The following is a 14,854-nucleotide window of genomic DNA, read 5'->3' as shown; positions in this document are numbered from 1 at the left end:
CCGTCAGCTTTTGGCGATGAGGCGTGAGTTGCGCTCGTTGCGAAAGGCCAGCTGTTCGATGGTCTGGGTGGCGTGTTCGGCATCTTCGCGCGCTTGAAGGATGATGCCGTGCTGCTCGGATTTGCTGCACACCGGGTCGGCGTTGCTGGCGTCGCCGGTGAGCATGAATGCCTGGCAGCGGCAGCCACCGAAGTCCTTTTCTTTTTCATCGCATGAACGGCACGGCTCGGGCATCCAGTCGTAGCCGCGAAAGCGGTTGAAGCCGAACGAGTCGTACCAGATGTGTTGCATGCTGTGGTCGCGTACATTCGGAAATTGCACCGGCATCTGTCGGGCGCCGTGGCAGGGCAGGGCGGTGCCGTCTGGCGTCACTGTCAGAAAAATACTGCCCCAGCCGTTCATGCAGGCTTTCGGGCGTTCTTCGTAGTAATCCGGGGTAACGAAGATCAGCTTGCACGGGTGGCCTTCGGCTTCGAGCTTGGCGCGGTATTCATTGGTGATGCGTTCGGCGCGCACCAATTGTTCCTTGGTCGGCAACAAACCCACACGATTGAGCTGCGCCCAGCCGTAGAACTGGCAGGTGGCGAGCTCAACGAAGTCTGCCTCCAGCGCGATACACAGCTCGATGATGCGGTCGATCTTGTCGATATTGTGCCGGTGGGTAACGAAGTTCAGCACCATCGGGTAGCCGTGGGCTTTCACCGCCCGGGCCATCTCCAGTTTTTGCGCGAAGGCTTTTTTCGAGCCGGCCAGCAGGTTGTTCACCTGCTCGTCGCTGGCCTGGAAGCTGATCTGGATATGGTCCAGGCCAGCCTTCTTGAAGTCGCTGATCTTCTGCTCGGTCAGGCCGATGCCGGAGGTGATCAGGTTGGTGTAGAACCCCAGCTTGCGCGCTTCGGCGATCAGCTCGGCGAGGTCCTGGCGCACCAGCGGTTCACCGCCGGAAAACCCCAGCTGTGCTGCGCCCATTTCCCGCGCCTCGCGAAACACCTTGAACCACTGCTCGGTGCTCAGTTCCTTGCCCTGCTCGGCGAAATCCAACGGGTTGGAGCAATACGGGCATTGCAGCGGGCAGCGGTAGGTCAACTCGGCGAGCAGCCACAGCGGCAGGCCGATCGGCGGTTTTTCAGGCAAGGGTGATCCAGTGTTCTGCACGGGCGACCTCCATGAATTGCTCGATGTCGTCACCCAGCTCAGGTACGCCGGGGAACTGCTTATCCAGCTCGGCGATGATCGCCGCCACGTCGCGCTCGCCGTCGATCAAGCCGCCGATCAGCGCAGCGCTGTCGTTGAGCTTGATCATGCCTTCGGGGTAGAGCAACACATGGCCTTTTTGCGCGGGTTCGTACTGGTAGCGATAGCCCTGGCGCCAGGTCGGTTTCTTGCTGCGATCAAAGCTCATAGGGCGATCCCTTTATGCCACACCCGCTGGTCGGTCACGCTGTGATACGGCGGGCGTTTGAGTTCGTAGGCCATGCTCATGGCGTCCAGCATGCTCCACAAAATATCCAGTTTGAACTGGAGAATTTCCAGCATGCGCTCCTGGCCTTCGCGGGTGGTGTAGTGCTGCAAGGTGATCGCCAAACCGTGTTCCACATCCCGGCGGGCCTGGCCCAGGCGGGTGCGGAAATATTCGTAGCCGGTCGGGTCGATCCACGGGTAATGCTGCGGCCAGCTGTCGAGGCGCGACTGGTGGATCTGCGGCGCGAACAGCTCGGTCAGCGAACTGCTGGCGGCTTCCTGCCAGCTGGCGCGACGGGCGAAGTTGACGTAGGCATCGACCGCAAAGCGTACGCCGGGCAGTACCAATTCCTGCGAGCGCAGTTGGTCGGGATCGAGACCGACGGCCTGCCCCAGGCGCAGCCAGGCCTCGATGCCGCCGTCTTCACCGGGGGCGCCGTCGTGGTCGAGCAGGCGCTGGATCCATTCGCGGCGGATCTCGCGGTCAGGGCAGTTGGCCAGGATCGCCGCGTCTTTGAGCGGAATATTCACTTGATAGTAGAAACGGTTGGCGACCCAGCCCTGGATCTGCTCGCGGCTCGCGCGGCCTTCGTACATCGCCACGTGGTACGGGTGATGGATATGGTAGAAGGCGCCCTTGGCACGCAGGGCGGCTTCGAATTCGGCGGTGGTCAACGGCGTATCAGTCATTTCGATCGCTCCTACAGTTCAATGCTCATGCCGTCGTAAGCCACTTCGACATTGCGCCGCACCAGCTCGGCTCGCTCGGGGGAGTCTTCATCGAGGATCGGGTTGGTGTTGTTGATGTGGATAAGCACTTTGCGCTGCTCGGGCAGTTGTTCCAGCACTTGCAGCATGCCGCCGGGGCCGTTCTGCGCCAGATGACCCATTTCGCGGCCGGTGCGGGTGCCGACGCCACGGCGCTGCATTTCATCGTCGTCCCACATTGTGCCGTCCACCAGCAGGCAGTCGCTGCCGGCCATGATCTCCAGCAGTGGTGCGTCGACCTTGCCCAGGCCGGGGGCATAGAACAGCTTGCCGCCGGTGCGCAGGTCTTCGACGATCAGGCCGATATTGTCGCCCGGGTGCGGGTCGAAGCGGTGCGGTGAGTAGGGCGGTGCAGCGCTGCGCAGTGGCAGTGGGGTGAACCGCAGGTTGGGGCAGGCCGGGATGCTGAAGCTGGTGTCCAGCTCGATGCGGTTCCAGGCCAGGCCGCCGTTCCAGTGGGTAAGCATGGGGAACAGCGGGAAGCCGGTGCTGAGATCTTCGTGGACCATGTCGGTGCACCACACCTGGTGCGGGCAGCCTTCGCGCAGGCTCAGCAGGCCGGTGGTGTGGTCGATCTGGCTGTCCATCAGGATGATGGCGCTGATGCCGGTGTCGCGTAGCGCACGGCCGGGCTGCATCGGCGCAAAGCCTTGCAGTTGCGCGCGAATATCCGGCGAGGCGTTGCACAGCACCCAATTCACGCCATCGTCGGAGATTGCGATGGACGACTGGGTACGTGCCTGGGCCCGCAAGCTGCCATCACGAAAACCTGCGCAGTTGGCGCAGTTGCAGTTCCACTGTGGGAAACCACCGCCGGCGGCGGAACCTAGAATCTGGACAAACATGGTAGCTCCCAAGCAAAGCTCAAAACAAAAACGCCCCGGGCGGGCCGAGGCGTTGTAGTACCCAGCGGATTAACGGCTGGCGAAGTACATGGTGACTTCGAAACCGATACGCAGATCAGTGTAAGCAGGTTTGGACCAGGTCATATTCTTACTCCTACCAAGGGATGGGACTTTCACTACCAAGTAATACATATAGTCCATCTCCGATCGGAGATGTTCAGCAGCGTGAGTAGGAATAATACTCAGATCTGCTCAAGTTAGCGCTGTCTCGCTGGAAAAAGCCTGTTGCAAGGTTGGCAATGATCAGCCCGCCGGTATCAGCCTGTTGTGATGCGCGGGCCGTTGGCGACATAGCGCCAGCCGCCTGTGGCGTTGTTCAACTGTTCGGCGGCGTGTAGCAGATCTTCGCGGGTCAGGCGTTGGATCGACTGTTGAACGCGCTCCAGATAATCCGCCGGGTGCCCGGCCAAACGCGCATGCCAGAGCAGTTCGGCGGCTTGGGCAAGCGGTAGCGTGCTTGCCGAGAACTGGCCCGCCAGTGCCGTGTTGGCCATGTCGTCAGCGTTGTTGATCAGCGTCGGCAATTGCGTCAGGAAGATATGTAACTGCTCAACGATTGCTTCCCGGGACACATTGGGCGATTGCACGCCAAACAGCAGGCCCGTTTGCCCGTTGATCTGTCGGACGCCGCTGAACACGGCGTAGCCGATTTGCAGCTCTACCCGCAGGCGTTGGTAAAACGGACCCTGGAGCAGATGCCCAAGCAGGCGCCAAGCGGCTTCATCCTCCAGGGATTGGCTGGGTGCCGGGCAAAACAGCAGCAAGGCGGCCTCGCTGGAATCGGTCTTCACCTCGTGCCAGATGCGCTGGCCGCCTAGGGTTGGCAGGAACTGCTCGGTCGGTGCGGGTTGCCCGGGCAGGTGCGCTGCGGCTGCCTTGATCGCCGCTTCGGACGCGGCCGGAAAACCCAGCCCCAGGCCCTGCCAGCGGGCGTTGACCCAGGAGGTTTCGCGGTGCTCGGGCGGGGTGGCGCAGTAAGCGGGCAGTGCCTTGAGCAATTCGCGAATGGCGATCGTCGGCGTCGGGGCGCAGGGTTTCTGTTGTGCCTGGTTCAGGCTGTGCGCCAAGGCATCCAACACCGCCGGCATGGGTTCGTGCAGCCCGACCATTTTCACCAGCCAGTCGTTGCCGATGGTTTCAAACGACAATTCAACGCCCGCCTGGCGAGCATTCTCACGCAGTGGCTGCAATGCGCCTTGCAGGTCGCTGGGAGCAGAGCGCCAGCGCAGGTACAGCGCGGCTTCATCGGTGTCATTCGCCCACGCTTGGCTGAAGGACAGCGCCGACACTTCCCGGCGGCCCCGTGAACGGTCCTGGGCGAAGGTGCGCAAACCGCGGTGGGCGCTGGTCTGGCCACGAATCAGGCCCGCACGCTCTTCCTTGGCCGGCGGGCGCAGGAATGGATTGTTCGGTGGCAGTTGCCACGTGTGCTGCGCCGGTGGCAGGTGCAGGGCGGCGAGCAGGGTTTTGAGGGCCGTGAGGGCCTGCTCCGACAGGTCTTCGCTGTCGTGTCGAGCCAAGGCGAGGGCGCCGCCGGTTTGTTGCTGGCGAGAGGCCAGCAGGGCGAATTCTTCTTGCAGTGCCGTCCAATCGCTGTGTGCGAAAAAGCTCAGCCAGTCGTGCAGCAATGCTTCAATCGCTGTCGCCGGTTCATCTTGAGTGTCGAGGGTGAAATCGACGTCCAACAGTGCTTGCCCGGCAAAGTGATACAGCACCCTCGCTTGCAGGTCGGTGGCCAGTTTTCGTGTTTGCAGTTCGGCCAACAATCCGCCTGGAGCCGAAGCGTTGAGCCAGGTGCAGAGGAACTCCAGGGCTGCGCGGGGCGCGTTGCAAGTGATGACTTGGTGCAGGTGATTGTCAGCTTTGTGCTGGTAGCCCTGGACGTCACCGGGCATCAACGGCGGTGGTGCGAGTTGTGGGCGTTGAGGGCTCGAATTCAACACAGTGCTGAATCGCTGCGCGAGAGTTTCCAGTGCGTCCAGCGACTGTGGGCCTGCAAGGCTTAAGGTCATTTGTCCGCTCTGGTAGAACTGCTGATGAAATTCCCGCAATGCCTGCTGAAATGCCTGACTTTCCACCGGCAAGCTGTCGCGGTTGCCCGCATGAAAACCGCGCAGTGGATGATCCGCCGCCAGCCCTGCGAACAACGCCACCTGCTGCTGGGCCTTGGCATCCTGGGACCAGGCGACAAACTCCGCGTGCAGCACTTCGCGTTCGCGCAGTTGATCTTCCAGCGCCAGACGCGGCTGGGCCAGCATGTCGGCCAAGCGCTCCAGGCCATCGGCGAAGGCCGACACCGGCAGTTCAAAGAAGAAGTCCGTGGTGCGCTCGCGGGTGCTGGCGTTGACCTGGCCGCCGTGACGTTGCACGTAGGCCATCAGCCCTTCGTCTGTGGGAAAACGCTCGGTTGCGAGGAACAGCAGATGCTCAAGAAAGTGCGCCAACCCCGGCCAGGCCAGGGGCACATCGTGGCTGCCGGCGGCGACCCGTAAAACCGCCGCGCTGCGCTTCAAGCGCGGCGCATGGCGCAGGGAAACCCGCAGGCCATTGGCCAGGGTCAGTTGACGGTGAAGAGGGTGGGCCGGCGCAGGCATGGGCACTTCCGAAACGTAGGAAGTGCCTATGCTAACAAACCCACAAGGTCAGGGCTTGTGCAGCGCGCTGTACAGCTCGGGACGGCGGTCGTGCAGGTAGTGGTTGGCGGCGCGGGCGGTGAGGATCGATTGATGATCCAGCGTGCCGATGATCAGCGCTTCATCCAGTCCGGCCTGGGCAATGCGCTGGCCGTCCGGCGCGGCAATACTGCTTTGCCCGCAGTAGTGGATGTCGCCTTCATGCCCGCAGTAATTGGCGTAGGCCACGTAGCATTGGTTCTCGAAGGCCCGCGCTCGCACGGTGACATCGGCGACAAAGTCGAACGGCACCATGTTCGCGGTGGGCACCAGGATCAGCTCGGCACCGGCCAGGGCCAGGCGGCGGGTGTTTTCCGGGAATTCCAGGTCGTAGCAGATCAGCATGCCCAGCTTCCAACCGTTGAGTTCCACTACCGGGAAGTCATCGCCCCCGGCACTGAACATCCCGTGATCCAGATCGCCAAACAGATGCGTCTTGCGGTAGTTGCACAGGCGCTGGCCGTGGGCGTCTATCAGTTGCACGGCGTTGTAGATCTGCCCGTCGTCGGCCCGCTCCGGGTAGCCGTAGACAATTGCCAGCCCGGCACTTTGCGCCAGCGCGGCAATTCTCTGCGCGGACGGACCATCCTGGGCCTCGGCCAAGGCCCCCACCGCCTCGGCGCCGATGTTGTAGCCGCTGAGGAACATTTCCGGCAACACCAGCACATCCGCACCGGACGCTTCATGCGCCAGCTGGTGCAGGCGTGCCAGGTTGCCGGCCACATCCAGTGGCAGCGGCGGGCATTGGTACAAGGCGACACGCATGGTCAACTCCTTACTCAGGCAGGGCAATCGGGCCGATTTCATCGAACACATCGCCTGGCCCCGGGTTCTCGGGGTGAGTGCTGCCGCCGAAGTGGGTCATGATGCCCCATACAGCATTCAGCGAGGTTTGCACGGCGCCTTCTACCCATGCCGGTGTCCAGGAAACGTCGTCACCGGCGATAAAGATCCCACGCTGTTCGGCGGGCATGTCCTTCTGCATGAAGTGCGCATACATACGCTGGTTGTAGCGATAGTGACCGGGCAGCGCGCCTTTGAAGGCCCCGAGGAAATGCGGGTCGGCTTCCCAGGATACGGTGATCGGGTCGCCGATGATGCGCGCCTTGATGTCGACTTTCGGGTAGATCTTCTTCAGGGCGTCGAGGGCCAGCTTCACGCGTTTGTCGATGGGTTGCGGGAGCATTTTCAGCGCGTCGCTCATCCACGCGTAGGACAGGCAGATCACCCCCGGCTTGTCGTCACCGTTGTCGAACAGGTAGGTGCCACGGGTCAGGCGATCGGTGAGGGTCATGCTCATCAGGTCGCGACCGGTTTCCGGGTCTTTGTCTTTCCAGAAGGGGCGGTCGACCATCACGAAGGTTTTCGAGGACTGCATGTAGCGCGTGCGGTCGAGGGCCATCCACATTTTTTGTGAGAACAGGCTTTCGTCACATTCGATCTGGGTGGTCAGCAGCCAGCTCTGGCAGGTGGTCAGGACGGCGGCGTATTCGCGGGTGTCGCCGTAGTTGTCGGTGACGGCGAAGCGGCCACCGTCGGCGTGGGCAATGCGCTTGACCCCGGCCCGTGGCGCGCCGCGGTGCAGCGAACTGAGGCTGGTGCCCGCCGGCCAATGGGCGCAGCGCTCCGGTACATGGCGCCAGATGCCCATGGGCACTTGGGCCACGCCACCGACCACGAGGTGCTGGTGGTCATCGCAGTTAGTCATCACCACGCGGAAGATTTCCAGCATCGAGTTGGGGAAGTCCGAGTCCCAGCCACCTGTGCCGAAACCGACCTGGCCGAAGACTTCACGGTGCAGGAACGACAACTTGGCGAACGCCTTGGAGGTGGCGACGAAGTCGTAGAACGTGCGGTCGTCCCACAACGGTACGAGCTTGTTCCACAGCGCCTTGAGGCGTGGTACGTCACGGTCGCGGATGGCTTGCTGGATGTCACCGAACTGCGAGCCGGCCTCCAGGGCATCGGCCCAGGCGTCGGCAACTTCCTGGAACAACGCCGGCAAGTCCGACAGCTTTTGTGCGTAATGGGTCTGGCCTTCGAGGTCGATCACCGTGCTGCCGGACGCTGGCGTCAACGGGTTGGGGAAGGGTTTGGTTTCCAGGCCGAGCTTGTCGACGTAGTGGTAGAACGCGGTGGACGACACCGGGAAGCGCATGCCGCCCAGCTCGGCGATGATGCCTTCGGCGCCTTCAAACGCCTGGGAGCGCAAGCGCCCGCCCATTTTCGAGGCTTCGTACACCACCGGCTTGAGGCCCAGCTTCATCAGTTCGTAAGCGGCCACCAGACCGGCGATGCCCGCGCCGACAATCGCTACTTCGGCGCCATGGTTGGCGGCGGGAATGCTGCCCAGGCCGGCGGGGTGTTCGATCCAGTCATCGAAGGCGAACGGAAAGTCCGGGCCAAAGATGGTGATGGGTTTTTTACCGTCTGCAGGGTGGCGATTGTTTTTGTTGAATGTGTTCATGGCTGACCTGGCTGGCGACTCGGCGGGGCACGTCCCGCTGAGTATAGGAAAAGATGGCAGCCAGTTTAGGGAGCGTAGCGTTCGTTAATAAGACGCAAAGTGTCGTCGGAATGAATTGTTTTTAGTCAGAGTGACGAAGCGGGTGGTCAGACTGGCTGGCCGCGATCCAATTTGTTACTGAGGATGATCGAAGTAGTGGTCTTCTCGACGCCATCGACGCTGCCGATCTGGTCGAGCAACTGGTCGAGCTGCTCCGGCGAGTCGGTGCGCAGCCAGGCCACGTAATCGAACTCGCCGCTCACGGCGCACAACTGCTGGACCTGGGCCATCGCACTCAGTCGGCGCAGCACTTCCTTGCCGGAGCGCGGCTGGACGGTGATCCCCACATAAGCCTGCAAACCACCGCCCGCCACCCGTTGGCCGAGGCGTACACCGTAACCTGTGATCACCTGGGTCTTTTCCAGGCGCGCCAGGCGCGACGTCACCGTGGTGCGCGCGATCCCCAACTGGCGGGCCAGCATGGCCACGCTTTCGCGCGCGTTGATTTGCAGGGCGGCGATCAGTTGGCGGTCGATTTCGTCTAGGGCAGGCAAGGGGAGGCTCCAGTAGGTGAGCGATGGAGTGTGGACGCTTTTTACACACTTTCGTCGATTTATTCGCCTGGGCTGGCTGGCAAACCACTCGGCCAGACACACAAAAGCCGCGCAATGCGCGGCTTTGGAGTTGGTGGGCCCACACGGACTTGAACCGTGGACCAAAGGATTATGAGTCCTCTGCTCTGACCAACTGAGCTATAGGCCCTAAACAGGTCGCGGATTATAACGACGGTTTCTCCACTGTGCTATCCGAAAAATCCTCAGCCCTCATACGAAGGAATGTAGCTGCGAACAGTTCGGGCGGCAGGGGCAGGCTGACGATGTAGCCTTGCATCTGTTCGCAGCCCTCGGCGGCAAGGAATGCCTGTTGCGCGGAGTTTTCCACGCCCTCGGCGATGATGGTGAATTGCATGCTGTGGCCCAGGGCGATGATGGCGCGCACGATTGCAGCGTCGTGGGGGTCGTCGGGCAGGCCGCGGACGAAGGATTGGTCGATTTTCAGGAAGTCCAGCGGCAGCCGCTTGAGGTAGCTGAGGGATGAATAACCTGTGCCGAAGTCGTCGATCGCCAGCTGCACGCCCAGGTGCTTGAGTTGGTGCAGGACCTCCAGCGCTTCTTCAGCCTGGCTCATGATGAAGTTTTCGGTGATCTCCAGTTGCAGGCAGCCGGGTGTGAGGTGGTAGTCGTGCAACAGTTGTTCGATGCGTGACAGCAGGTTGGGGTGACGCAGTTGCGCGCCGGCGAGGTTGACCGAGAGTGTACCGAAGTCATCGAAGGTGCCTTGCCAGGCGTGCATTTGGCGGCAGGCCTGTTCCAGTACCCAGTCGCCGATCTGCAGGATCATGCCGTTCTCTTCGGCGAGGGCGATGAAGTGTTCGGGCGGCACTTCGCCGAAGGTCGGGTGACGCCAGCGGATCAGTGCTTCGGCGCCGATCAGTTCTTGTGTCGCCAGGCTGCGCTTGGGTTGGTAGCACAGGCTCAGTTCGTCGCGTTCGATGGCGCGGCGCAGTTCGTGTTCCAGGGCCACGCGCTCGTTGGCCTGGGCGGTGAGGTCGCGGGTGTAGCTCTCTACCCGGTTGCGGCCCTTGGCCTTGGAGCGGTACATCGCGGCGTCGGCGTTCTTGACCAGAGTGGCGACGTCGGTGCCGTCCTGGGGATACAGGCTGGTGCCGATGCTGGCGCTGATGAAGAACTCATGTTCGCCGGCCTGGAACGGTAGGGTGAAGCACGCCAGCAGCTTGTTTGCGAGGTGTTCGGCGTCGCTGGCATGTTGCAGGCCCGGCAGCAGGATGATGAATTCATCGCCACCGAGGCGGGCGACGGTGTCGATGTCACGCAGTTGTTCCTTGAGGCGTACGGCAATGTCCTTGAGCAGCAGGTCGCCAACGGGGTGGCCGAGGCTGTCGTTGATGTGCTTGAAACGGTCCAGGTCGAGAAACAGCACGGCGCCCTGTTTGCCGGTTTCCTGATGGCCGTTGAGGGCGGCCTGCAGTCGGTTTTCAAACAGCGTGCGGTTTGGCAGGCCGGTCAGCGGGTCGTGGTGTGCCTGGTAGTCGAGGCGGGCCTGGGCCAGTTTGAGGCTGGAAATGTCGGCAAACACGGCGACGAAGTGCGTGATCAACTGGTCGCGGTTGCGTACGGCGCTGATGGTCAGCCAGCTGGGGTACGGCTCGCCATTCTTGCGGCGGTTGGAGATCTCGCCTTGCCAATGCCCGTGGGCGGTCAACTGATGCCACATCGCGGCATAGAAGGCGCTGTCGTGCAGGCCCGAGGCGAGCATGCGTGGTGTCTGGCCCAAGGCTTCGGCTTCGCTGTAACCGGTGATCTCGCTGAAGGCGCGGTTGACGGCGCTGATGTTCTGCTGCGTGTCGGTGATCAGCACGCCCTCGGCAGTGCTTTCGAAGACCGTTGCGGCTTGTTGCAGTTTTTCCTGCATCAGCTGGCGTTCGGTAATGTCGCGGGCAATGGTGAGCATGCAGTCGTCGTCGCCGATTGGCAGTGGGCGGCTGGACAATTCACAGAGGCGGACTTGCCCATCACTGCGGCGGATATGGCAGATGAAATCGCGGACAAAGCCGTCGCGCTGCATCATCTCCAGCATGTTTTTGCGTTCGTTGAGGTCGACCCAGATGCCCAGGTCCAAGGCGGACTTATCGATGGAGGTGGCGCTGGCGAAGCCGGTAATGCGGCTGAAACCATCGTTCACTTCGATCAGCAGGCCATCGCGTTGACGGCTCAGCAGCAAACCGTCGGGGGAGGCATGGAATGCCTTGGCGAACTTCTCTTCCGAGGTTTGCAACTGCTGCTGGGTTTCCTTGAGCTGGGAAATATCGCGCACGACCACGACGATGGCTTCGATGGTGTCGAGCTGGAACGGCTCGGCGGAAATCAGGCCGGTGAAGACTTGGCCGTTGCTGCGCCGAAAGGGCATCTCCAGGTTGCGGATGCTGGAGGTCTGCACCCGTTTCAGCAGATCCGGGCCGGCGCCCTCGTAGCCCCAGATGTTCAACGCCGTGCCGGTTTTACCCACTACTTCCTCGGCGCTCAGGCCGACCTGATCCTCGAAGGCCTTGTTCACCTCCAGCAGGCAGCCGTCGGACAGACGGGCGATCACGAGTATGTCCGGGCATTGCTGGAACACCGAGGCAAACTTTTGCTCGGACAGTTGCAGCGCTTCTTCAGTGCGTTTGGCTTCGCTGATGTCGATCATCAGGCCGCGCAACACGGGCTCGTGGCCATGCTCTATGAGGCTGACGATGTCGCGCACCCACAGGCAGCGGCCGTCGGCGGTGATGACGCGGTAATCGACGCTGTGGTCGCGGTTGGCGCTGGTTTCGCGATGGCAATAGGTTTCGGCGCGTGTCAGGTCGGCAGGGTGGATGATGTTGCGCCAGAAGCCCGGGATCAGCCAATGGGCACGCGGGTACCCCAGCAGTTCTTCGGCGTGGGGGGAGACGTAGCTGTAGGTGAAATCGATGATGCTGGCTTCCCAGGCGATAGCCGACAGGCTCTCTACCAGGCCGCGGTAGTGGTATTCGCTGCTGCGCAGTTCTTGTTCGAGCGCCACGCGGCGGGAAATTTCCGAACTGAGCCGGCGATTGATCCGAATCACGATGGCCAAAACGGTGCTCAGCAGCAGCACTGCGGGCAGGCCGTAGGTCAGCAGGTCAGTCCAGAATGCGCGGTGATCGGTAATGCTGCCGACCCAGTGTTGCTGGATGGCATCGGTTTCGTCCGGGCTGAGGTCGGCCAGGACTTTATCGAGGATGCCGACCAGCATCTTGTTGTCACGCGGCACGCCCATCGCCAGTTGGTAGCGGTAGGGCGTTTCGCCGCTGACGTACAGACCGTCGAGTTTCAGCTGGCGCAGGCTCCAGACGCTGGATGCGAGGTCGCCGACCACGGCATCCACTTCGTCGGTGGCCAGCGCTTGTAGCGTCGAGCTGACGTTGGGCATGGCCACCAGATTCAGGTCGGGGTGGTGGGTGCGGAGCAGTTCGTGGGGGGCGTAATTTTCCACCACGGCAATCTTCAGCCCGTAGAGATCCTTGAGGTTGCGCGGCTGGGCGCCACCCTCATGGGCCAGGATCACGATGGGGAAGTCCAGGTACGGGCGCGTGAAGGCCATGTAGCTCTGGCGTTCAGGCGTGGACATGACACCGGGCAGCAGGTCGAGCTGGTTGTTTCGGGCCTGCTCGAGCACCGCGCTCCAGCTTGCGGGTTCGATCAATTTGATCCTGACGCCCAGGCGGTCCTGGATCAGGCGCACATAGTCGGCGGCCAGGCCCTGGTAGTGGCTATTTTCATCACGGTATTCGAAGGGTGGCCATGACGCATCCACCCCCAGCCGCAGTTCCTGATGGTCCGCTAGCCAGCCACGCTCATCATCGCTAAGAGTCAACGCGCCAGCCGTTGCGGTCCAGGTCAGCAGCGACAGCAGTAACACGGTCGGCAATCTGGGCATAACGGTCTCGTTATGGCACGGGGAATGGTTCGAGTGTAGACGGGCATTGCGGGGGAGGGGGGTTGCGCGGGATTTTTTGCTGTAGAAAACAAAACCCCCGGCCTGGGCCGGGGGTTCTGGTATCACTCGTCGAGGAAGGAGCGCAGGTGCTCGCTTCGCGTCGGGTGGCGCAACTTGCGCAACGCCTTGGCTTCGATCTGACGGATCCGCTCGCGGGTCACGTCAAACTGCTTACCGACTTCCTCAAGGGTGTGGTCGGTATTCATGTCGATGCCGAAACGCATGCGCAGTACCTTGGCTTCACGGGCAGTGAGGCCGGACAGTACGTCGCGAGTCGCTTCCTTGAGGCTCTCAACGGTGGCGACATCGATTGGCGACTGCATGGTCGAGTCTTCGATGAAGTCACCCAGATGGGAGTCTTCGTCATCACCGATCGGGGTTTCCATGGAGATCGGCTCTTTAGCGATCTTCAATACCTTGCGGATTTTATCCTCAGGCATTTCCATGCGTTCGCCCAACTCTTCCGGGGTCGGTTCGCGACCCATTTCCTGCAACATCTGCCGGGAAATGCGGTTGAGCTTGTTGATGGTCTCGATCATGTGCACCGGAATACGGATGGTGCGGGCCTGGTCGGCGATCGAGCGAGTGATCGCCTGACGGATCCACCAGGTGGCATAAGTCGAGAACTTGTAGCCGCGACGGTATTCGAACTTGTCCACAGCCTTCATCAAGCCGATGTTGCCTTCCTGGATCAGGTCGAGGAATTGCAAGCCACGGTTGGTGTACTTCTTGGCGATGGAGATCACCAGACGCAAGTTCGCTTCAACCATCTCTTTCTTCGCGCGGCGGGCCTTGGCCTCACCGATCGACATGCGACGGTTGATGTCCTTGATCTCGGCAATTGTCAGGCCGGTCTCGGTTTCAAGCGCGGTCAGCTTCTGCTGGCAGCGGATGATGTCCGGTTGCAGGCGACCAATGGCTTCAGCGTACTTCGCCTTGCCTTTGGCCAGTGCGTCGGACCAGCTTTCGTCAACTTCGTTGCCCGGGAACTGGCGCAGGAAGTCGGTACGCGGCATGCGCGCATCACGGACACAGAGCTGCATGATCGCACGCTCTTGTGCACGCAGACGCTCAAGGGCGCTACGAACGCGTTCAACCAGGCCTTCGAATTGCTTCGGCACCAGCTTGATCGGCATGAACAGCTCGGCCAGGGCCAACAGTTCGGCAATGGCCTGCTTGTTGGTGCGACCGTGCTTCTTCAATGCCTTGCGGGTGATTTCCATTTGATCGGAAACCGCCCCGAAACGCTGGGCAGCGACGATCGGGTCCGGGCCGCTTTCGACTTCTTCTTCGTCGTCGCTGCTGGCTTCAGCATCGTCGTCTTCGGAATCGTCGTCAGCTTTCGCCGCTTTTGCATCGACAGGCGGCGGTATTTCGGCGGCAGGCGGCGCAATGCCGTCGTCCGGGTCGATGTAACCGCTCAAGACGTCGGACAGGCGACCACCTTCGGTGGTGACGCGAGTGTACTCGGAGAGAATGTGGTCAACCGTGCCAGGGAAGTGCGCGATTGCGCCCATCACTTCACGGATACCCTCTTCAATACGCTTGGCGATTTCGATTTCGCCTTCGCGTGTCAGCAACTCGACGGTACCCATTTCACGCATATACATGCGCACAGGGTCAGTCGTGCGACCGATGTCGGTCTCCACCGCAGCCAGCGCGGCAGCGGCTTCTTCAGCGGCTGCCTCGTCGGTATCGGCGTCGGCCAACATAAGGGCGTCCGCATCCGGAGCACTCTCGTGTACGGGGATCCCCATGTCGTTAATCATGCGGATGATGTCTTCCACCTGCTCAGGATCTGAAATATCCTCAGGCAGGTGGTCGTTGACCTCTGCGTAAGTCAGATACTTCTGCTCACGACCAAGGGTGATCAACTCTTTGATACGAGACTGCTGTTGCGCTTTTCCGGACATAACACCCTATCCACTGAAGGTCTTGGCGGGCAAAAAACAAGCCGAGGA

Annotated in this window: 11 protein-coding genes and 1 tRNA gene; all 12 read right to left on the bottom strand. The window is 61.6% G+C overall.

The features are described 5' to 3' along the window. Positions 1–3: 3 nt before the first annotated feature. The 12 genes from pqqE to rpoD all read right to left on the bottom strand — a co-directional run bounded on the left by pqqE (position 4) and on the right by rpoD (position 14,806). Positions 4–1,155 carry a pyrroloquinoline quinone biosynthesis protein PqqE gene (pqqE, locus tag IB241_RS19360; RefSeq protein ID WP_192299820.1) on the bottom strand — a complete coding sequence of 384 codons (1,152 nt, stop codon included), beginning with the start codon at positions 1,153–1,155 and terminating at the stop codon, positions 4–6. Next, complete coding sequence (gene pqqD / locus IB241_RS19355; RefSeq protein ID WP_003194772.1) at positions 1,127–1,402, bottom strand: pyrroloquinoline quinone biosynthesis peptide chaperone PqqD; 276 nt, start codon at positions 1,400–1,402, stop codon at positions 1,127–1,129. The genes pqqE and pqqD overlap by 29 nt, the downstream gene beginning before the upstream one ends. Then, positions 1,399–2,151 carry a pyrroloquinoline-quinone synthase PqqC gene (gene pqqC, locus IB241_RS19350; RefSeq protein ID WP_017739525.1) on the bottom strand — a complete coding sequence of 251 codons (753 nt, stop codon included), beginning with the start codon at positions 2,149–2,151 and terminating at the stop codon, positions 1,399–1,401. Before pqqC ends, pqqD begins: the two co-directional genes overlap by 4 nt. Positions 2,152–2,162: 11 nt before the next feature. Then, entirely contained in the window at positions 2,163–3,074 is a 912-nt protein-coding gene (gene pqqB, locus IB241_RS19345) for a pyrroloquinoline quinone biosynthesis protein PqqB (RefSeq protein WP_192299819.1), read from the bottom strand. 69 nt (positions 3,075–3,143) lie between these two features. Next, positions 3,144–3,218, bottom strand: coding sequence for a pyrroloquinoline quinone precursor peptide PqqA (gene pqqA, locus IB241_RS19340; protein WP_003194766.1), 75 nt, complete (start codon positions 3,216–3,218; stop codon positions 3,144–3,146). Positions 3,219–3,391: 173 nt separating this feature from the next. Further along, positions 3,392–5,728 (bottom strand): pyrroloquinoline quinone biosynthesis protein PqqF, encoded by a 2,337-nt coding sequence (gene pqqF / locus IB241_RS19335; RefSeq protein WP_192299818.1) that lies wholly within the window; start codon positions 5,726–5,728, stop codon positions 3,392–3,394. A 48-nt stretch (positions 5,729–5,776) separates the two neighbouring features. Further along, positions 5,777–6,571: a carbon-nitrogen hydrolase family protein gene (locus tag IB241_RS19330; RefSeq protein ID WP_192299817.1), complete on the bottom strand. Its 795-nt coding sequence runs from the start codon at positions 6,569–6,571 to the stop codon at positions 5,777–5,779. A gap of 10 nt (positions 6,572–6,581) precedes the next feature. Then, positions 6,582–8,273, bottom strand: coding sequence for a flavin monoamine oxidase family protein (locus IB241_RS19325; protein ID WP_192299816.1), 1,692 nt, complete (start codon positions 8,271–8,273; stop codon positions 6,582–6,584). 146 nt (positions 8,274–8,419) lie between these two features. Then, positions 8,420–8,866: an Lrp/AsnC family transcriptional regulator gene (locus IB241_RS19320; RefSeq protein WP_192299815.1), complete on the bottom strand. Its 447-nt coding sequence runs from the start codon at positions 8,864–8,866 to the stop codon at positions 8,420–8,422. 131 nt (positions 8,867–8,997) lie between these two features. Next, positions 8,998–9,074: transfer RNA gene (locus IB241_RS19315), tRNA-Ile, on the bottom strand. 15 nt (positions 9,075–9,089) lie between these two features. Beyond that, complete coding sequence (locus IB241_RS19310; protein WP_192299814.1) at positions 9,090–12,833, bottom strand: EAL domain-containing protein; 3,744 nt, start codon at positions 12,831–12,833, stop codon at positions 9,090–9,092. Positions 12,834–12,955: 122 nt separating this feature from the next. Continuing rightward, a complete protein-coding gene (gene rpoD, locus IB241_RS19305) occupies positions 12,956–14,806 on the bottom strand; it encodes an RNA polymerase sigma factor RpoD (RefSeq protein ID WP_192299813.1) in 1,851 nt (616 codons plus the stop codon). Positions 14,807–14,854 lie beyond the last annotated feature (48 nt).

It is taken from the genome of Pseudomonas sp. PDM05 (assembly GCF_014851685.1).
GTDB lineage: Bacteria > Pseudomonadota > Gammaproteobacteria > Pseudomonadales > Pseudomonadaceae > Aquipseudomonas.
The sequence above is the reverse complement of the archived record's forward strand: the minus strand, read 5'-3'. Positions and strand labels throughout refer to the sequence as shown.

Coding starts and splice junctions, on each gene's coding strand:
- pqqD (WP_003194772.1), bottom strand. CDS start 1,402: ATGAGCTTTGATCGCAGCAAGAAACCGACCTGGCGCCAGGGCTATCGC.
- pqqC (WP_017739525.1), bottom strand. CDS start 2,151: ATGACTGATACGCCGTTGACCACCGCCGAATTCGAAGCCGCCCTGCGT.
- pqqB (WP_192299819.1), bottom strand. CDS start 3,074: ATGTTTGTCCAGATTCTAGGTTCCGCCGCCGGCGGTGGTTTCCCACAG.
- pqqF (WP_192299818.1), bottom strand. CDS start 5,728: ATGCCTGCGCCGGCCCACCCTCTTCACCGTCAACTGACCCTGGCCAAT.
- IB241_RS19330 (WP_192299817.1), bottom strand. CDS start 6,571: ATGCGTGTCGCCTTGTACCAATGCCCGCCGCTGCCACTGGATGTGGCC.
- IB241_RS19325 (WP_192299816.1), bottom strand. CDS start 8,273: ATGAACACATTCAACAAAAACAATCGCCACCCTGCAGACGGTAAAAAA.
- IB241_RS19310 (WP_192299814.1), bottom strand. CDS start 12,833: ATGCCCAGATTGCCGACCGTGTTACTGCTGTCGCTGCTGACCTGGACC.
- rpoD (WP_192299813.1), bottom strand. CDS start 14,806: ATGTCCGGAAAAGCGCAACAGCAGTCTCGTATCAAAGAGTTGATCACC.